We start from the raw sequence: 18158 nt of genomic DNA on the forward strand, positions 1-18158 counted from the left end.
ACCGGTCACCGCGCAGGGCTCATGGTAGGTAAAGTCGCCCTCGTTCCGCAGCCTCGGCAACTTCGATGGGAAATATGGCATGAGCATTGGGTTGGCCCGCGTCACGATCAGTGCTCCACAGCGCCGGGTCGATGTCGCGCTGCCCGAGCACGTGCCGCTCGCCGAGCTGCTGCCCGAGTTGCTGCGGCACGCGGGCGAGGGGCTCGCCGACGACGGCGAGAAGCACGGCGGCTGGCTGCTGCGCCGCACCGACGGCGTCGCGCTCGTGACCGCGCAGGGCCTCTTCCCGCAGGGCGTCCGCGACGGCGAGGTGCTGCACCTGGTGCCGGCCCGCGACAACTGGCCCGAGCTCGAATACGACGACGTCGTCGAGGCGATCGCCGAGGGTGCCCGCCGCCGCGGCACGATCTGGACACCGGCCTCCACCCGCACCGCGACCCTGGCCGGCAGCGTCGTGCTGCTCTCGATCGGACTCCTCGCGGTGCTCGCCGCCGGGCCGGCCTGGGGCGGCGCGGCCTTCTTCGGACTCGGCGTCGGCCTGCTGCTCGCGCTCGCCGGCATCACGGCCTCCCGGGCGTACGGGGACTCGCGCGCCGGTGCGGTCCTCGGCGGCTGCGCCATGCCGTACGCGTTCGCGGGCGGCGCCGCGCTGATCTCCTCCGGCGACGGCGACAAGGTCGGCGTCCTCGCCCTGCTGCCCTGGATCGGCGGCCCCGAGCTGCTCGCCGGCTCGGTGGCGCTGCTGCTGGTCGCCGCGCTGGGCGGGGTCGGCGTGGCCGCCTCGTTCCGGGTCTTCGCCGCGGGCGTCATGGCTGGCCTCCTCGGCGCGCTGACCGCCCTGACCGGCCTGGTCACCACCGCTGCCGGTGCCGCCGCGGTGCTGTTGTCGGCGCTGGTCTGCGGCATCGGCGCGCTGCCGCTGCTGGCCATCCGGCTCGGCAAGATGCCGACGCCCCCCGTGACCCTGCCCACCGGCAGCGAGGCCGAACAGGGCTTCACCGGCGCGCCGACGGGCAGCGCCGCGCTGGACGCCGCGCGGGAGCGCCCCGACCGGGCCCGGGTCTTCGCCGCGGTCAGCCGCACCGAGGAGTTGCTCACCGGCCTGCTGATCGGGCACGCGCTGCTCTGCGCGGGCGCGTTCATCGTGCTGGCCTCGTCCGGCGGGCTGTCCGCGCGGATCCTGATGGGCCTGGCCGTGGCGGCGCTGCTGCTGCGCTCGCGGCTCTTCGTGACGCTGCGCCAGCGGCTCCCGCTGATCTCGGCCGGGCTGGCCGGCCTCTTCGTGCTCGGCCTTGACCTGCTCTGGGGCGCCGGCGAGGCGATGCTGCTCGGCCTCGGCGTTGCGACGCTGCTCATGGCGCTGGCGACCGTGGCCGCCGGCGCGACGTGGACCCGGCGGCCGCCCTCGCCGTACCTGGGCCGGCTCGCCGACGTGCTGGACACCCTCGCCGTCGTGGCGGTCATCCCGGTGGCCTGCGCGGTCGTCGGCCTCTACGCGATGGCCAGCAACATCAACATTTGAGCGGAAACGACAATGCGGCGGTCGGGCCTGCGCCCCACCGCCGCGTTCCCGTGAACGTCAGTGATCCTCTTCGTGGTGCTCGGCCGCCTCCGCGCGCTTGAACGACGCCCGGATCTCCTCCTCGGCCTCGACCCGGCCGGTCCAGGTCGCACCCTCGACCGACTTGCCGGGCTCGAGGTCCTTGTAGACCGTGAAGAAGTGCTGGATTTCCATCCGGTCGAACTCGCCCAGGTGGTGAATGTCGCGCAGGTGCTCCTGGCGCGGGTCCTCGAAGGGCACGCAGAGGACCTTGTCGTCGCGGCCCTTCTCGTCGGTCATCCGGTACATGCCGATCGCCCGCGCCCGCACGAGGCAGCCGGGGAAGGTCGGCTCCTGGATCAGCACCAGGGCGTCCAGGGGGTCGCCGTCCTGCCCGAGGGTGCCCTCGATGAACCCGTAGTCGGCCGGGTACTGCGTCGCGGTGAAGAGCGTCCGGTCCAGCCGGATCCGGCCGGTCTTGTGGTCGACCTCATACTTGTTCCGCTGGCCCTTGGGGATCTCAACCAAAACGTCGAAATCCATCGTTCGCTCCCTTGTTAGCCCCGCAGTCGGACCCGGCGGGGCGCGGCGACGGAGCGGGAGCGAGACAATCCCCCACAGGATCCGCGCGCGCCGGTGTGCCGGATGTTTGTAGTCTCCCCTAAGTCTGACGCCACGTACGGAGGAGGGGCTTGTGGGGAGGCAAGATTCACAGAACACTCCCGAGTACGACGGCGTGTCCGAGCCGAAAAAGGGCGAATCGCCGGTAGGGCGGGCCAGTGTGTCGCCGCCGGGATCACCTGGGGGGTCGCAGCCCGTGTCGCCCGCTGAATCACCGGCCGAGCCGCCAGCCGGGCAGCCAGCCGGTTCAGAGGCTGAGCCGCCCGCTGGCTCACCCGCTGAGCCGCCCGCTGGCTCAGCGGCAGGGCCGTCCGCTGGCTCAGTAGCTGGGCCGCTGGCTGGGCCGCCTCCCGGTTCACCGGCTGGGCCGACGCCGGCCTCGCCGCCTGCGGGGTCGCCGCCTGTGTCCTCCGGGCCGCCGGCTGGGCCGTCCGCCAGCCCGTGGGCCGGGCCGCCTACCGGGCCGCGGGTTGGACCGCCTGCTGGGCCGCCTGCCATGCCGCCGGCCGGATCGCCGGCCGGGCCTTCACCTGCGTCGTCTGCTGGATCGGCGGCCGTGCCGCCTGCCGGGCCACCGGCTGGGTCGACGGCCGCGAGGCCTGCTGGATCGGCGGCCGTGCCGCCTGCCATGCCGCCCGCCGGATCGCCGACCGGGCCTCCACCTGCGCCGCCGGCTGGATCGTCGGCCGGGCCTTCATCTGCGCCGCCTGCAATGCCGCTGGCCGGATCGCCGGCCGGGCCTTCATCTGCGCGGCCTGCTGGGCCGCCTGCAATGCCGCCGGCCGGATCGCAGGCCGGGCCTTCATCTGCGTCGTCTGCTGGATCGGCGACTGTGCCGCCTGCCGGGTCACCGGTTGGGCCGACGGCCGCGAGGCCCGCTGGATCGGCGGCTGTTCCGTCCGCCGGGTCGTCGGCTGGGAGGCCTGCTGGATCGGCGGCTGTGCCGCCTGCCGGGCCGTGGGTCGGGCCGCCTGCCGGATCACCGGCCGGGCCGCCACCTGCGTCGCCCGCCGGACAGCCCGACGGGCCGTGGGTCGGACCGTCGGCTGGGCCGCGTGCCGGGTCGCCCGCGGGGCCACGTCCTGGGTCGCCCACCTGGTTGCCGGCCGGGCCGCCTCCTGGATCGACCGGGGTGCCGCCGGCTGGGTCGCCCGCGGCGCCACCTCCGGTGCAGTCCACCTGGTTGCAGGCCGGGCCACCTCCTGGATCAACGGCCGGTTCGCCCGCCGGGCCGCCGGTCGGACCGCAGACGGTCTGGCCCGCCGGACCGCCCGCGGCGCCGCCGGCTGGATCGCCCGCGGGGTCGCCGGCTGGGTCGCCCGCGGCGTCGCCAGCTGGGCGGTCTGCGGTGCCGCCGGGTGGGCAGGCGCCGGCATCGGCGCCGGTGACGCCGCGTCCGTCCGGGACCACCTACGGCCGTGCCACGGTCGCACCTAGCGGCTCCACTCATCAGGTCTACGGGACTCCGTCGCCTCAGCCGCAGCGGTCGCCACAGGAGTCTGCGCAGGTGCAGGCGCCTTCGGCCGGACCGGCGGATGCGCCCGGCGGCTCGTCCCCCGGCCTGGGGGATCGCCCGGCTGAGAAGCCGGCAGCGGCGCAGCCGGGTACGGGTCGGTCGCGGCGTACCGTAATGGTTTCGGTTTTTTCGGTGATTTTGCTGGTGGTGGCGCTGGCGGCCGGGACGTTCGTGGTCCGGCCGGGGCCGGTGGACCGCTGGCTGGCCGCCGACCCGACCCAGGCGCCGACGGCCGAGCCGGCGCCCGAGCCGACGCCCACGCCCGTGCTGGCGGCGATCGGCACCTCCGGCACGGCGCCCACACCCGAAGGGGTGAAGGCGGCGATCGGCCCGCTGGTCGATGCGGCGGTCCTGGGCCCGCGGGTCAACGTCTCGGTGGTCGACGCCGTGACCGGTGAGTCGCTTTTCGCGCAGAATGCCGATACCAAGGCCATGCCGGCCTCCACCACCAAGCTGCTGACCGCGGCGACCGTGCTGGCCGCGCGCGGCGCGGCCTACCGGCTGACCACCCGCGTGGTGGCCGGAGCGGAGCCCGGCGAGGTCGTGCTGGTCGGCGGCGGCGACCCGACGCTGTCGGTGGACGACAAGGGCCAGTTCCCGGGCGCGGCCCGGCTGGACAAGCTTGCCGCCCAGGTCGAGAAGGCAATGGGCGGCCGGCCGATCACCAAGGTCATCGTCGACACCTCGCTGTACGAGGGCCCGCTGACCGCCAAGGGCTGGGACGGCGACGTCATCAGCGGCGGCCAGGTCGCGCGGATCCAGCCGCTGATGACCGACGCCGGGCGGATCAGGCCCGTGCACAACGAGTTCGGCGGCGATCCGCGCTACGCCGATCCCGCGGCGGCGGCCGGCCGGGCCTTCGCCCGGCATCTCGGCCTGCCGGCCAGCGCGGTGAGCAAGGGCACGGCCCCGGCCACGGCGCCGGTGGCCCCGTCCGCGGCGCCCTCCGCCCCGGCGACCTTCGTGGCCGGCGCCCGGCTCGGGAAGGTCGACTCGCCGCCGCTGGTGCGGGTGGTCGACTGGATGCTGGAGCAGAGCGACAACGTGATCGCCGAGACGATGGCCCGGCAGGTCGCGCTGGCCGCGAGCGAGGAGCCGTCGTTCGAGGGCGCCGCCGCCGCGATGATCGCCAAGATCGGTGAGCTGGGACTGTCCACGGACGAGGTTCAGCTCTCCGACGGCAGCGGCCTGTCCCGGAAGAACCGGATCAGCCCGAAGCTGCTCACCGACGTGTTGACCCTCGCCGCCGGTGGCACGAATCCCCAGCTGAGCGCCATGTTCGGCGGCCTGCCGGTGGCCGGCTGGTCGGGCACCCTGCGTACCCGTTTCATCGTCCCGTCGGCGAACCAGGTCGGGCAGGGCCTGGTCCGGGCCAAGACGGGCTCGCTCACCGGGGTCAACGCGATCTCCGGCGAGCTGGTCACCCAGGACGGCCGGCTGCTGGTCTTCGCCATCCTGGCCGACGCCACCGGCGAGTCCGGCGCCGCGCGCCGGGCGCTCGACAAGATCGCGGCGAAGCTGGTCACCTGCGGGTGTACCTAGGGGTTTTCTCCGGGCCGTCCTCGGGCTTTCTCAGGGCGGCGCGGTGGAAGCGCGCGAGTACGGTGGTCTGCATGGCGCAGTTCGTTGACTGGGATCTGGCCGCCGCCACCGCGGGCGCGCTGTCGAAATCCGGACCCGCGGTGTCCTACGAGGAAGCCACGCAGGTGGTGGCGCAACTGCGCGACCTTACCGACGAGGCCGCGGCGCACGTCGCGGCATACACCGGGCTCACGCCGCAGGTCGAGGCGCCGCCGGTGCGGGTCGTCGACCGCAAGGACTGGGCGGCGGTCAACATCTCCGGCCTCCGCGAGGTGATCATCCCGCTGGTGGCGCGGCTCTCGGGCGGCAAGCAGCCGGGCGGGGTCGCCGACGCGATCGGCTCCCGGGTCACCGGCGTGCAGGCCGGCACGGTGCTGGCCTACCTCTCCGGCCGGGTGCTCGGGCAATATGAGGTGTTCTCGTCCGAGCCGGGCCAGCTGCTGCTGAACGCCCCCAACATCGTCGAGGTCGAGCGCAAGATCGGCGCCGACCCGCGCGACTTCCGGCTCTGGGTCTGCCTGCACGAGGTCACCCACCGCACCCAGTTCACGGCCGTGCCGTGGATGCGCGGCTACTTCCTCGGCGAGGTGCAGGCGTTCGTCGACGCCTCGCAGAGCGGCGAGCACATCCTCGAGCGGCTGCGCCGCGGCGTGGCGACGCTCTCCGACGCGCTGCGGGACCCGGACAGCCGCTCGTCGGTGCTCGACATCGTGCAGACCCCCGCGCAGAAGGCGGTCCTCGACCGGCTGACCGCGCTGATGACGCTGCTTGAGGGGCACGCCGAGTTCGTCATGGACGGCGTCGGCCCCGAGGTCATCCCCTCGGTCGAGTCGATCCGCTCGAAGTTCAACCAGCGCCGCGAGGGCGGCAACCCGCTGGAGAAGGCGATCCGCCGGCTGCTCGGCATCGAGGTCAAGATGCGGCAGTACGCGGAGGGGCACAAGTTCGTGCACGGCGTCGTGGAGCGGGTCGGGATGGCGGGCTTCAACAAGATCTTCAGCTCCCCGCTGACCCTGCCCCGGCTCGACGAGCTCAGCGACCCGGACGCCTGGGTGGCCCGGGTGCACGGTCCGGTCGCCCTGCCGTCATAGCGTGAGCGGATGGCCAGGATCCCGCCTCCGGTAGCGACCGTCCGCTCGGCGGTGCGGCGGGCATTGCTGCCGGACCCGGGCGGGGCCGCCGGGGCGCCGCGGCTCGTGCTCGTCGCGTGCTCGGGCGGCGCCGACTCGCTGGCGCTCGCCGCGGCGACCGCCTTCATCGCACCCCGCCTCGGCGTGCGCGCCGGCCTCGTGACGGTGGATCACGGACTGCAGGACGGCTCCGCGGGCCGGGCCGCCGCCGTGGCCCGGTGGGGGCGGTCCGTGGGGCTGGATCCGGTCGAGGTCGCGACGGTCGAGGTGGCCGGGCGCCCCGGCGGGCCGGAGGCGGCCGCGCGGGACGCGCGCTACGAGGTGCTCTCCAGCGTCGCCGGGCGGACCGGCGCGTCGGCCGTGCTGCTCGGGCACACCCGCGACGACCAGGCCGAGACGGTGCTGCTCGCGCTCGTCCGGGGCGCCGGCCCGCGCGGACTGTCCGGGATGCCGTACCGCAGGGGGGTCTTCGTCCGGCCGATGCTCGACGTCGGCCGGGCCGACACCCGCAAGGCCTGCGCCGCCCTCGGCCTCGCGGCCTGGGAGGACCCGCACAACACCGACCCCGCGTACACCCGGTCCCGGGTCCGGGCGGACGCCCTGCCGGCGCTGATCGCCGCCGTGGGGCCCGGCGTGGTCGCGAACCTGGCCCGGACCGCCGGCCTGGTCGCCGCGGACGTCGCCTACCTGGACGGGGTGGCCGGTGCGGCGCTGCTCGCCTGCCGCTCGGCGGCCGGGCTGTCGGTGCCGGCCCTGTCGGAGCTGCCGCCGGCCATCCGGAGCCGCGTCCTGCACGCCTGGGCCGGGGAGCTCGGCGCGCCCGGCGCGGCCCTGTCGCATCGGCACGTGGTCGCCCTGGACGCCCTGGTCACCGGCTGGCACGGGCAGGGCCCGACGGCCCTGCCGGGTGGGATCGTCGTGGGTCGCCGGGCGGGTGACCTCGCCCGCGTGGACGTGTGACAGTGGTCACCGCCCGTCGCCGAGGCCCGGACACGGGGGTGGAATCACCCCATAACCTGCGCTTGGGCGGACACTTACCCCCGCCCCCGGCCACGCGAGGCCATCTTCATACGGCACGCTAGGCGCATGGCAGACGGCTCCTGGTACGACGCCGACATCGACCACGTGATCATCTCTGAGGAGCAGATCCGCGAGAAGACCGAAGAGCTCGCCAAGCAGGTCGCCGCGGACTACGCGGATGCCGAGGGCGGAATTCTGCTGGTCTGCGTGCTCAAGGGCGCGGTCATGTTCATGGCGGACTTCGCCCGCGCGCTGGGCCGGCAGGGCCCCTCCTCCGAGATGGAGTTCATGGCGGTCTCGTCCTACGGCTCGGGCACCACGTCGTCGGGGGTGGTGCGCATCCTCAAGGACCTGGACCGCGACATCACCGGCCGGCACGTGGTGATCGTCGAGGACATCGTCGACTCCGGTCTGACCCTGTCCTGGCTGATGAAGTACCTGCGGTCGCGTCAGCCGGAGAGCGTCGAGGTGGTGGCGCTGTTCCGCAAGCCGGAGGCCATCAAGGTGCCGGTGCCGACCAAGTACGTGGGCTTCGACATTCCGAGCGAGTTCGTGGTCGGTTACGGACTCGACTTCGCGGAGCGTTACCGCGAGGTTCCGTACGTGGGCGTGCTCAAGCCCGAGGTCTACGCCCGTAGCTGAACGTACTCCCAGCCGACTCTCAGGAATCGGATACCCGGCCCGCTGGCGTGCTGTATTGTCCGGTTTTGTTCGCGTTAAACCGGCCCCTACGTGCGGGTAACCGGTGACCACGGGGGTCGCGCGGGCCGGGCTGACGAAGCCGGAAGAGGCACCCACGGTGTACGGTCGAGTGACCGATGGCGCCGTGTGACGAGCGCCGGAGGGGTCGGATCGCCAGCGGTCGGGCCGGTGCAGTCAGCCGGAGCGGCCTTGATCATCGATCCGGCAGCGTCTGCGTGGCTCGGTTGCCTTGACACGGTGGCCGGTCGTGGAGACTCGTAAATCCAGGTGACCAGGACGCCGATCAGGAGGGTCCGGGCGCATCAGGCGCCCGACAACAGTATGGAACGTACGCGTTTCTTCCGCCGCCCGGTGGTCTGGATCATTCTGGTGATCGCCGGTGCGATTGCGCTGAGCTCTATCTTCACCAATGGCCCGAGCTACCAGCGAGTTGATACTTCGGTCGTCCTCGAGCGACTCAACCAGCCCGGCATCAAGAAGGTCATCCAGAAGGACAAGGAGCAGACGCTCCAGCTCGAACTGGCGACACCGGAACGGTTCGACAGCAAGAGCACTGACAAGATCGAGACCCAGTATCCGTACGAAGCCACGGACGAGATCTGGAACAAGGCTCTCGAGGCGAAGAAGGCCGGCCGGGTCACCGGCACGGTCGACGCCACGGTCTCCGGCGACAGCATTCTGCTGAGTCTGCTGGTCAACCTGCTGCCGATCGCGATCCTCGTCATCCTGCTGCTGCTGTTCATGTCGCAGATGCAGGGCGGCGGCTCGCGCGTCCTCAACTTCGGCAAGTCCAAGGCCAAGATGCTGACCAAGGACATGCCGAAGACGACATTCGCCGACGTGGCGGGTGCCGACGAGGCCGTCGAGGAGTTGCAGGAGATCAAGGACTTCCTGCAGAACCCGGCGAAATACCAGGCACTCGGCGCCAAGATCCCCAAGGGCGTGCTGCTCTTCGGTCAGCCCGGCACCGGCAAGACCCTGCTGGCGCGTGCCGTCGCGGGCGAGGCCGGGGTGCCGTTCTACTCGATCTCCGGTTCCGACTTCGTCGAGATGTTCGTCGGCGTCGGCGCCAGCCGCGTCCGTGACCTCTTCGAGCAGGCCAAGGCGAACGCGCCGGCCATCGTCTTCGTCGACGAGATCGACGCGGTCGGCCGGCACCGCGGTGCCGGCATGGGCGGCGGCCACGACGAGCGCGAGCAGACCCTCAACCAGTTGTTGGTCGAGATGGACGGCTTCGACACCAAGGGTGGCGTCATCCTCATCGCCGCCACCAACCGGCCCGACATCCTCGACCCGGCGCTGCTGCGCCCGGGCCGCTTCGACCGCCAGATCCCGGTCGACAACCCGGACATGGAGGGCCGCAAGGCCATCCTGCGGGTGCACGCCAAGGGCAAGCCGTTCACGCCCGACGTCGACCTCGACTCGGTGGCCCGCCGGACCCCCGGCTTCTCGGGTGCCGACCTGGCCAACGTGATCAACGAGGCCGCGCTGCTGACGGCCCGTAACGAGAAGCGGGCGATCTCGAACTTCTTCCTCGAGGAAGCGATCGACCGGGTCATCGCCGGCCCGGAGCGGCGCTCCCGCGCGATGAGCGACAACGAGAAGAAGATCACCGCCTACCACGAGGGCGGGCACGCGCTGGTGGCCTACGCGCTGCCGCACTCCGCGCCCGTGCACAAGGTGACGATCCTTCCCCGTGGCCGCTCGCTCGGGCACACGCTGGTCCTGCCGACCGAGGACAAATACACGCAGACCCGCGCCGAGATGATCGACACGCTGGCGTACGCGCTGGGCGGCCGGGCGGCGGAGGAACTCGTCTTCCACGAGCCCACCACCGGCGCCGGCAACGACATCGAGAAGGCGTCCGGCCTGGCCCGTGCCATGGTCACCCAGTACGGCATGAGCTCGAAGCTCGGTGCGGTCAAGTACGGCACCAGCGGCGACGAGCCGTTCATGGGGCGCAACATGGGCCACGAGAAGGACTACTCCGACGCCGTCGCCGCCGAGATCGACAGCGAGGTTCGTGCGCTGATCGAGCTGGCGCACGACGAGGCGTGGGAGATCCTGGTCGAGTACCGCGACGTTCTCGACAGCATGGTCCTCGAGCTGATGGAGAAGGAAACCATCACTCAGGACGACATGAACCGCATCTGCGCCCGCGTGCAGAAGCGGCCACCGATGTCCCCGTTCAACGGGTTCGGCAAGCGGCTCCCCTCGGAGGCGCCCCCGGTCCTGACGCCGGCCGAGCGCGACAAGCTCAAGGCCCAGGCTGAGGCCGACGGTCAGGTCGCGGTCGGCGGCGGCAGCTCCAGCGCGGGGTCGACGCCGAACGGCACGGTGGAAGGCAACCTCTGATCATCGACGGAAGCTCGACGGAGCCGAACGACTCCGACGACGAGCCTGACTACCTCGCCGCGCGTCTGGTCGACGGCAAGCTCACCGGTACGCCGGTCGAGCGCGCCGTCGACCTGGCCCGCATCGAGAAAGCGGTCCGGGAGATCCTCATCGCCCTCGGTGAGGACCCGGACCGTGACGGGCTGGTGCGCACCCCCTCCCGGGTGGCCCGGGCCTACGCCGAGCTCTTCGCCGGCCTGCGGGTCGACCCGGCGAAGGTGCTAACCACGTCGTTCGAGGCGAACCACGAGGAGCTGGTGCTCGTCCGCGACATCCAGATGATGAGCCTCTGCGAGCACCACCTGCTGCCGTTCAAGGGCGTGGCGCACGTCGGCTACATCCCGGGCACCGACGGCCGGATCACCGGCCTGTCGAAGCTCGCCCGGCTCGTCGAGGTCTTCGCCCGGCGGCCCCAGGTGCAGGAGCGGCTCACCTCGCAGATCGCCGACCTGCTGATGGAGAAGCTCGGCCCGCGCGGTGTCATCGTGGTCCTCGAGTGCGAGCACCTCTGCATGGAGATGCGCGGCATCCGCAAGGTCGGCGCCCGCACGGTCACCTCGGCGGTGCGCGGCGCGTTCCAGACCGACGGCAAGGTCCGCGCCGAGGCGATGGCGCTGATAAACGCGCGCTGAACCGCGCCCGCTTGGCCATACTGGCGCGATGATCCAGAAGTTCAATCCACCCAGCGTGCACGAACCGTCCGGGTACAGCCACGTCACGATCACCTCGGCCGGTCGGCTGGCACACCTCGCCGGCCAGTGCCCGCTGGACCTCGCCGGCCGGGTCGTCGGCCACGGCGACTTCGACGCGCAGACCGACCAGGTCGTCGCGAACTGCCTCGCCGTGCTCGCGGCCGCCGGCGCCGAGCCGTCCGACGTCGCCCGCTCGATCGTCTACGTCGTCAGCCCGGACAGCCGCGTCCTGTCGGCCGTCTGGGACCGGCTGATGGCCTCCGCCCTCGCCCCCGCCTTCACCACGGCCAGCACCCTGCTCGGCGTGTCCGCGCTCGGCTACACCGGCCAGCTCATCGAGATCGACCTGACCGCGGCCCTGCCGGATTAGATCCAGACCGGGTCAGACGATCATGCGGTAGGACTCGGCGCTGTCCATCGCCGCCCGGGCCAAAGTCTGCGCCTCGTCCAGGCGGGTGTGCGCCTGCTCCAGCTGCGCGATGGCCGTCGCGATCGACGGATGGAACGAGCCGATCGCGGTCAGCCGCAGCCGGGTCAGCGCCTCGTCGAGCTGGTCCGCGACCTGCTGGATGCCGGACACCGCGCGCTGGGCGCCGTCGACCGACGCGGCGACGTTGGCCTTGATCTCTTCGACGCTGGTCATCTCAGCTCCCTTACCGGATGAACGCGAGCAGGCCGACTCCCATGCAGGTCAACAGCACGGGGGTCAGGCAGGCGATCGCGCCGACGATCGGCGTCCGGTCCACCTTGGCCGGACCGCCGCCGTACACGAAACCGATCGTCAGCCAGCCCAGCCCGAACGCGAGCACCGGCATGCTGAGCCCGCACAGCAGCGCGTACGTGGGCACGGAGCCGGATGGGGCGATCAGGTAGAGCGCTATCTGCACGATCAGCACGGCCGCCGCGAACGGGCCGTACACCAGCAGGTTGCGGGCCCACGGCCGCCAGGGCCGCGCCGGGGCCGAGGCCAGCATCGCGGCGTCGGCGGCGTCGGCGGTGCCGCGCGCCTGCCGCAACGTGGCCAGGATCGCCTCCGGGCCCGCGGCGACGGTCTGCGCCGCCAGCGCCCGCTCGGCCGGCTGCGGCGCCAGCGCCAGCTCCGGCACGCCCAGATCCTGGACGAGGCGGGCGCGCTGCGGTGCCAGGCGGGCGCGTACCCCGGCAAGCTCCTGCTGCGCGGCCTGAACCGTCGCCGCCTGCGCGCCCGCCGCGGTGCTCGCGGCCCGCCGCACGGCGTCGAGGCGCTGCGCCGCGGCCACGTAGCCGGCCCACGACTCCTGCATGTCCGTCATGTCGAGTCGCTCTCGGGTTGCACGAACGGCACGATCGTCACCGTACGGTCGGTGTGCCGGTCGTGCAGCAGCGCGCGGTTCTCCCTCGGCTGCCAGTCGAGCGGCCTGCCGAGCATCAGACACACTTCCTGGTTCGAGCAGTTCAGGAAGACCAGGCCGGCTACGTCCTCGCGGCCGGCGCTGCCGCCCGTCTCCTCGTTGAACCGGCGCAGCCCGCGCCACCACGACAGCAGGTGCACGCCGCGGGCCGGCCCTTCCCGCAGCATCTGGCGCAACCGGGGCAGGCTGCCCGGGCTGACCGCGTCCATTCCGAACACCACCCGGTAGCCGGGCCGCTCGAGGTCCATCTCCGCGGCGAGGCCGGCCGCGTCGACCACGACGACCTCCTGGCGGTGGCCGATCTCCACGGCGAGATCCTTGGCGAGCTCGTCACCCTCGGCGACCAGCGAGGAGATCACAAACCTGGCGGTACGGGGAGGATGGTGCGCGGCGACGCTACGGGCGGCCGCGTCCAGCACCTGGGCGCCGATCGCGTTCGAGCCGAAGATGGCCAGGTGCCGCCCGGGCGACGTGTCCAGCGGGAACGTGGCGGTGGACAGGTTGACGTCGATGACCCGGCCGACCAGCGCCGCCGGCCGCCCGGCCCGGCCCGCGAGCGCGGTGCGATAGGTCGGGTCGTCGGCGAGGTGCTGGTGTGCGTAACCGCAGAAGATGCGCGGCGCGGGCGACTCCTGGTCACGGGCGCCCCACAGCCGGTGCCGCAGCTCGCTGAGGACCTCGCGGTCGGCGTGCGGATCGGGGAAGCGCACGATGCGTTCGTGGCCCCGGGTGGCACCCCGCGGGCCGCCGAGGCCGCCGGCCGTGTTGACGACCGCCGTGCCCAGCGGCAGCCCGGCCGCCGAGTCGTTCGTGGGCTCGAGCACGTCACCGCCGCCCGGCAACGCGAGCCGAACCGGGAACTGGCCGAAGATCGAGTCGCGCTTCGCGTACAGCGCCTCGACGCCGAGGACGGTCTGGCTGGCCAGGATCAGGTGGATGCCGTAGGAGCGGCCCTTGCGGGCGAGCGACTCCAGCAACTGCACCGCCTCGTTGGCCATCGGGTCGTTGCCGGCCAGCAGCACCTGGAACTCGTCGATGACGCAGAGGATCCGCGGCATCGGCCGGCCGCGGCCCTCCTCGGCGGCGACCGCGCGCAGATCCGCGAACCGGGTCACCCCGGCCCGCTTGTACGCCACCGAGCGGCGGGTCATCTCCGCGTCCAGCTCGCGCAGCACGGCCAGGCCGTACTCGCGGTCGGACTCGACGCCGACGGCCCGCGCGTGCGGCAGCCAGGTGCGGTCCCGCCGGGTCGGCACGAACTCGGCGAAGGAGACGCCCTCCTTGAAGTCGAGCAGGTAGAGGGCAAGCTCGTCGGGGCTGTAACGGGTGCCGAGGCCGTACAGGACGTTGATGAGCAGGGCGGTCTTGCCGGCGCCGGACCGGCCGCCGACCATCCAGTGCGGAGTCAGGTCGTTGAACCGCAGCACCACCGGGGTGTCGCCGTCATGACCGATCGTGGTGCCGAGCCCGTCGGCGGCGTCCCCGCCCCAGATCTCCTCGGACGGCTCCGGCAGCAGGTCGGCGAGCGTCACCTGCGAATCGGCCGAGTGTGCGGCCAGCTCCCGGCAGACGGCGTCGACCAGGTGCGGCGGCGGATCCTCGTCGAGGAAGACCGGGGCGTTGAGCCAGACCGCCTCCGGTATCGACCCGAACGTGGCGCCGGGGGGATTGCCGATCACCGCGTAAGGATTGCGGAGCGAGACCTGGGTGGTGCGCGGCAGCGGCGCCTGGGTGGTCTCCGCGGTCAGCGGCGGCGGCGGCCAGCCGGCGACGATCAGGTGCAGGCCCGACTCCGGGCCCTGCTGCGCGAGCGCGGCGATCCGGACCAGGTCGGAGCCCTCGGTGAGCTCCGGAAGGCTGGCGATGACCAGCAGCATCATCCGGTCGCGCCGGCTGCGGCGGACGGCGCCGCCCCGCACCGGGCGCAGCCACCGCTCGGCCTCGGTCAGCACCTCGCGCAGCACCACCCGGTCCGTGGCCGTCGGCGAGAGCAGGCCGGCGTCCGCCAGCGCGGAAAATGGGGCGAAGACCGTGCCGCCGCCCGTGCCGTCGACGGCGCGGACCAGCAGCGACCCGGCGGGCGCGGCGGCGAGCAGGCGCAGCAGCAGGCAGCGAAGCAGGCCGGCGACCCGCCCGTCACGGGCGTCGGCGTCGATGGTCAGGTGCCCGGTGCCGAGCAGCGGGATGACTGCCGGAAAACGGGCGTCGTCGAGCGGCTGCGCGACGCCGAGCCGGACGAACTGCGGCGGGAACTCGCCGCCGAGCGGCGTGTTCGCCGACTGCGCGTCCAGCGGCGCGCCGAGCCAGCCCGGCGTCAGGTCACTGGCGGCGGCCCGCAGCTCCTCGGCGAGATGATGCTGCTCGAGGGGGTCGGCCGCGGCGGGCGCCTCCGACTCCAGCGCGGCGGCGGCCGCCTGGGCGACGGCCTCTGCCTGGCGGTGCAGGGCAGCGGCCTGATCGATGCGCCCCGTCGACTCCACCGCCTCACCTCCGTGTGTGCGCTCAAACCGTACCTTGCACCGGTCGTCGCTCAATCCTCCCAGTAGGGGGTGCGGCGGACCTCAGCCCCTCCTCGGGGGACGAACGGGGCATGAACGAGGGGTGTACGGGCCCCCGGCCGGCGGGATCGGCGCCCGGTGTTCCCTCGAAAGGGTGCGGGGCGGCGGCCGGTGCGGGACGTCCACAGCGGAGCCTCGGCGGGGAACGAACTAATCTGGAGGGGTGCAGCCCTCGAATCCGCCCCCGCCACCGCAGCCCGAGCCGCCGCAGCCGGGCCCGGTGCCGGCGCGCCCGCAGGGAAAGCCGCGAAACCGCAGGCTCCGCCTGCTGCTGGCGCTGGGCACGGGAATTGTGGCACTGTTGTGCCTGGGCGGAATCGGCGTATTCGTCTCTTCCTATGACGAGGCCACGAAGATCGAGCGAAGCAAACCTGACACGGTGGTGGATCAGTTCTTACGCGCATACCTGGTCAATAGGGACGACCATGAAGCGGAACTCTTCACCTGCAAGAACGGTCTGAATCTGACGCGCATCGAGGCCTTCCGCACTGACCTGCAGAGTCGTGAGAGCCGGTTCTCTGCAAGCATCCAGGTGGTCTGGGAAGGCTTGACGGTATCCACGTCAGGCACACGCGGAACCGTCGACGTCGACCTGACTCGCACTTTCGCCGACGACAGCGAACAACTCACCACACCGTGGCAGTTTTCTGTGGTGGATGAGGATGGTTGGCGAGTCTGTGACGCCGCCGAGGTGGGCTGAGCGCTACTCCAACCAGAGCAGATTCACCGGAACTTCCAGTGTCGCAGGTGCTCTGCCGCTCCATCCCCATCGGTACCAATCCAGCTCGGTGGTAACGCGGGCACAGATGTCGCCGTCGTTACTGGTGTGCAACTCGGTGATCGCTCGCTGGTCGCGGCGCTCGCCGCCGTCCTCCAGCAACTGGACGACCCGTCGACCGGTGAGGAAGCCTGCGTCAAGCGCGGCGACCGGGTTCCGCCTCGGCGGCTCGTCCAAGGAGACGAGCCGGGAAACGCTGTTGCCGGTCCCCGTCACCGGACCAGCCAACCCGAGTTCCTCCACCCAGACCCGCTCGACCGGCACCAGCGGGGCGAAAACCTCGGTCTGCTCGGCCTCGGCGCGGTACCACTCCGCTTCAGGTATCACCGGCACGTAGGTACGGCTGCCCTGCACGACTTTCTCATCCGCGCGCAGGTCACCGCGCCAGCCATGACCGGGCAACCCGATCAGCACTCGGCGTCCGCGCAGCTTTCCAGCCATGATGGCTGGCGTCGGCACCACTGGCCGTGGCGGATCGGTGGTCCATCCGGACTCGGCGAATGGGTCAGGCATCCCACGCCCGGTCACTGCGAGGCGCCCAAAGGTGAGCCGTGCTCCGCCATGAAACGCACCGGATCCACCGCGCTGGCGCTGGATCGGTCGTTGTTGAGGTGCACCTCAAAGTGCAGGTGGGGGCCCGAGGAGTTGCCGCTGGTGCCGCTCAGCGCTACGACCTGACCGGCCGCGATCTTGTCGCCCGGTTGCAGCTTCGGCCGCTGGACCAGATGGCAGTAGCGTGTCATGACGTTGCCGGCATGACGGATCTCCAGCATCCAGCCACAGCCACCCTTGCCGGAGTATCCGGGAACGTCGCAGTCTTTCTTGCCGCTGAACGTCTCGTCGCACTTGATTCGGGAGACGACACCGCTTGCCGCCGCGTGAACAGGGTTGCCGATGCCGATGATCAGGTCGACGCCTTGGTGGTTCGGTCGGCCGGCGGTCCGGAAGCCGGAGCCCACCACCATCTTCTGGCTTCCTCTCAGGCCCTTGCCGCTGGCCGCCAGCGGGCTGGTCCAACCGGAGGCGGACACCTGGCCAATCGAGGTGCACACCATGTCCAGCGAGTTGCCGACCGCGTTCGCCGCGCCGTCGGCGAGCATGTTCACGATCTGGGTCGCGATCGGCTCGTGCTTGGCATAGGCGCCAGGATAGGCACTGATCTGCACCCGCTGGGCCGCCCGGGTCAGCGGCAGGCTCTGCCAGTTCCTGACCGTCTTCAGCTTGTTGTAGAACTTCGTCGTCGCGAAGACCGGGTTGGTGACCTGCGCCGGCGAACCCCAACCGCTGCTCGGCCGTTGCTGAAAGAGCCCAAGCGAGTCGTGATCGTTGCGCGCGCCGAGATCGCCGAGATTCCGCAGGTTGGACTCTTGCATCGCCGTAGCCACCGCGATCACCCACGCCCGCGGTGGCAGCTTGAGGTGCTTGCCAACGCTGATGATGATCGCCGCGTTTTTGATCTGCTCTTTGCTGTAGGAACCGACACTGGGCAGTTTGCCCTCCGGATCGATCGGCCCGCCGGCTCCGCAGTTGCCCCCGAGAAGGCTGAAGTTCTCCTCCTTGGGATTGTCGAACATTCCCAGGAACAGGGCGCTGACGGCGCCGCCGCAGCACAGCAGAACCATCGCGGCGGTCAAGGCAACGAGCAGGGCCACCACCCCGCGGGGTCGTGGCAGGTTCATGGGCCGTCCCAATCGACGTCGTCCACCAGCCAGCGTCCGTCAGGCGCTACCAGTTGAAGAGTCAGTTTTCCGCTGTCAACTGTCACGACTGCATTGACCAGTCCGTCACCGATCGGCACCAACGTAGGTCGACCGACCACCTTGTCGGCCGGCACGTCTGCCGGGTTGACGCCGTTCAGTTCGCTTGAGAGTTCCGCGGTCGCGTTCGGGACGAGCCCGTCGTGCCAGGTCTTCGCCGACACGTTCTTGTGATCGACCCAGGCTGAGGCGAACGCGTACGCCACGGCCTCCGGCTCCGCCGATCCCGGCCTGGTGACTGGGGACGGGGGCGGCTCATCGTCGTCGGCGGTGACCCCGTCGTCGTCGTGGCTCGGATCGACGCTGACGGCCCCTGCGGTCGGTATGGCTTCAGTGAGCGGCGGCTGGGGGTTCGCCCCGTCGTTGAAGAGGCGACCGATGCCGACCACCGCCAGCACAAGCACCGCGATCACCAGAGCGACACCCCAGCGCGATCTGAAGAGGGCGGTGAGGCTGCGTTCGAGGAATCCGGACATCT

17 protein-coding genes are annotated in these 18158 nt (G+C 71.6%); 10 read left to right on the forward strand and 7 right to left on the reverse strand.

Features of this window, described 5'->3' with window-relative positions:
* Positions 1 to 79 precede the first annotated feature (79 nt).
* Positions 80 to 1522 carry a type VII secretion integral membrane protein EccD gene (gene eccD, locus AB0F10_RS03730; protein WP_360620255.1) on the forward strand — a complete coding sequence of 481 codons (1443 nt, stop codon included), beginning with the start codon at positions 80 to 82 and terminating at the stop codon, positions 1520 to 1522.
* A 57-nt stretch (positions 1523 to 1579) separates the two neighbouring features.
* Here eccD and AB0F10_RS03735 read toward each other — a convergent pair whose 3' ends face one another.
* Positions 1580 to 2083: an inorganic diphosphatase gene (locus tag AB0F10_RS03735; protein ID WP_360620256.1), complete on the reverse strand. Its 504-nt coding sequence runs from the start codon at positions 2081 to 2083 to the stop codon at positions 1580 to 1582.
* Between the two features lie 519 nt (positions 2084 to 2602).
* Here AB0F10_RS03735 and AB0F10_RS03740 point away from each other — a divergent pair.
* From AB0F10_RS03740 to AB0F10_RS03775, 8 genes are all read left to right on the forward strand, one after another.
* Positions 2603 to 3598 (forward strand): hypothetical protein, encoded by a 996-nt coding sequence (locus AB0F10_RS03740; protein ID WP_360620257.1) that lies wholly within the window; start codon positions 2603 to 2605, stop codon positions 3596 to 3598.
* Positions 3599 to 3809: 211 nt separating this feature from the next.
* On the forward strand, positions 3810 to 5219 hold the full coding sequence (gene dacB, locus AB0F10_RS03745) for a D-alanyl-D-alanine carboxypeptidase/D-alanyl-D-alanine-endopeptidase (protein WP_360620258.1): 1410 nt from the start codon (positions 3810 to 3812) through the stop codon (positions 5217 to 5219).
* Positions 5220 to 5290: 71 nt separating this feature from the next.
* The gene (locus tag AB0F10_RS03750) at positions 5291 to 6349 is read left to right on the forward strand and encodes a zinc-dependent metalloprotease (RefSeq protein WP_360620259.1); all 1059 of its coding nucleotides are present in this window, start codon (positions 5291 to 5293) and stop codon (positions 6347 to 6349) included.
* A gap of 9 nt (positions 6350 to 6358) precedes the next feature.
* Positions 6359 to 7348, forward strand: coding sequence for a tRNA lysidine(34) synthetase TilS (tilS, locus tag AB0F10_RS03755; RefSeq protein ID WP_360620260.1), 990 nt, complete (start codon positions 6359 to 6361; stop codon positions 7346 to 7348).
* Positions 7349 to 7474: 126 nt separating this feature from the next.
* On the forward strand, positions 7475 to 8050 hold the full coding sequence (gene hpt, locus AB0F10_RS03760) for a hypoxanthine phosphoribosyltransferase (RefSeq protein WP_360620261.1): 576 nt from the start codon (positions 7475 to 7477) through the stop codon (positions 8048 to 8050).
* A 381-nt stretch (positions 8051 to 8431) separates the two neighbouring features.
* The gene (ftsH, locus tag AB0F10_RS03765) at positions 8432 to 10465 is read left to right on the forward strand and encodes an ATP-dependent zinc metalloprotease FtsH (RefSeq protein ID WP_360620262.1); all 2034 of its coding nucleotides are present in this window, start codon (positions 8432 to 8434) and stop codon (positions 10463 to 10465) included.
* 2 nt (positions 10466 to 10467) lie between these two features.
* Positions 10468 to 11136 carry a GTP cyclohydrolase I FolE gene (gene folE, locus AB0F10_RS03770; RefSeq protein ID WP_360620294.1) on the forward strand — a complete coding sequence of 223 codons (669 nt, stop codon included), beginning with the start codon at positions 10468 to 10470 and terminating at the stop codon, positions 11134 to 11136.
* Between the two features lie 28 nt (positions 11137 to 11164).
* Entirely contained in the window at positions 11165 to 11566 is a 402-nt protein-coding gene (locus AB0F10_RS03775; protein ID WP_360620263.1) for a RidA family protein, read from the forward strand.
* Positions 11567 to 11578: 12 nt separating this feature from the next.
* Here the strand turns inward: AB0F10_RS03775 and AB0F10_RS03780 are convergent, their stop codons facing one another.
* Genes AB0F10_RS03780 through AB0F10_RS03790 form a run of 3 tightly spaced genes read right to left on the reverse strand, consistent with a single transcriptional unit; the run spans position 11579 to position 15067 of the window.
* Positions 11579 to 11839 carry a hypothetical protein gene (locus AB0F10_RS03780; RefSeq protein WP_360620264.1) on the reverse strand — a complete coding sequence of 87 codons (261 nt, stop codon included), beginning with the start codon at positions 11837 to 11839 and terminating at the stop codon, positions 11579 to 11581.
* 10 nt (positions 11840 to 11849) lie between these two features.
* Positions 11850 to 12488 carry a hypothetical protein gene (locus tag AB0F10_RS03785; protein ID WP_360620265.1) on the reverse strand — a complete coding sequence of 213 codons (639 nt, stop codon included), beginning with the start codon at positions 12486 to 12488 and terminating at the stop codon, positions 11850 to 11852.
* The gene (locus AB0F10_RS03790; protein WP_360620266.1) at positions 12485 to 15067 is read right to left on the reverse strand and encodes an FtsK/SpoIIIE domain-containing protein; all 2583 of its coding nucleotides are present in this window, start codon (positions 15065 to 15067) and stop codon (positions 12485 to 12487) included. The genes AB0F10_RS03785 and AB0F10_RS03790 overlap by 4 nt, the downstream gene beginning before the upstream one ends.
* A 241-nt stretch (positions 15068 to 15308) precedes the next feature.
* On the opposite strand from AB0F10_RS03790, the gene AB0F10_RS03795 reads away from it, so the two are divergent.
* Positions 15309 to 15845 (forward strand): hypothetical protein, encoded by a 537-nt coding sequence (locus tag AB0F10_RS03795; protein WP_360620267.1) that lies wholly within the window; start codon positions 15309 to 15311, stop codon positions 15843 to 15845.
* 3 nt (positions 15846 to 15848) lie between these two features.
* Here the strand turns inward: AB0F10_RS03795 and AB0F10_RS03800 are convergent, their stop codons facing one another.
* From AB0F10_RS03800 to AB0F10_RS03810, 3 genes are read right to left on the reverse strand one after another with little or no spacing between them, the layout of a single operon-like run.
* Complete coding sequence (locus AB0F10_RS03800; RefSeq protein ID WP_360620268.1) at positions 15849 to 16436, reverse strand: hypothetical protein; 588 nt, start codon at positions 16434 to 16436, stop codon at positions 15849 to 15851.
* An 11-nt stretch (positions 16437 to 16447) separates the two neighbouring features.
* Entirely contained in the window at positions 16448 to 17602 is a 1155-nt protein-coding gene (locus tag AB0F10_RS03805) for a M23 family metallopeptidase (RefSeq protein ID WP_360620269.1), read from the reverse strand.
* Positions 17599 to 18156: a hypothetical protein gene (locus AB0F10_RS03810; protein ID WP_360620270.1), complete on the reverse strand. Its 558-nt coding sequence runs from the start codon at positions 18154 to 18156 to the stop codon at positions 17599 to 17601. Before AB0F10_RS03810 ends, AB0F10_RS03805 begins: the two co-directional genes overlap by 4 nt.
* Positions 18157 to 18158: the final 2 nt, after the last annotated feature.

The organism is Actinoplanes sp. NPDC026623, from assembly GCF_040638275.1.
GTDB lineage: Bacteria > Actinomycetota > Actinomycetes > Mycobacteriales > Micromonosporaceae > Actinoplanes.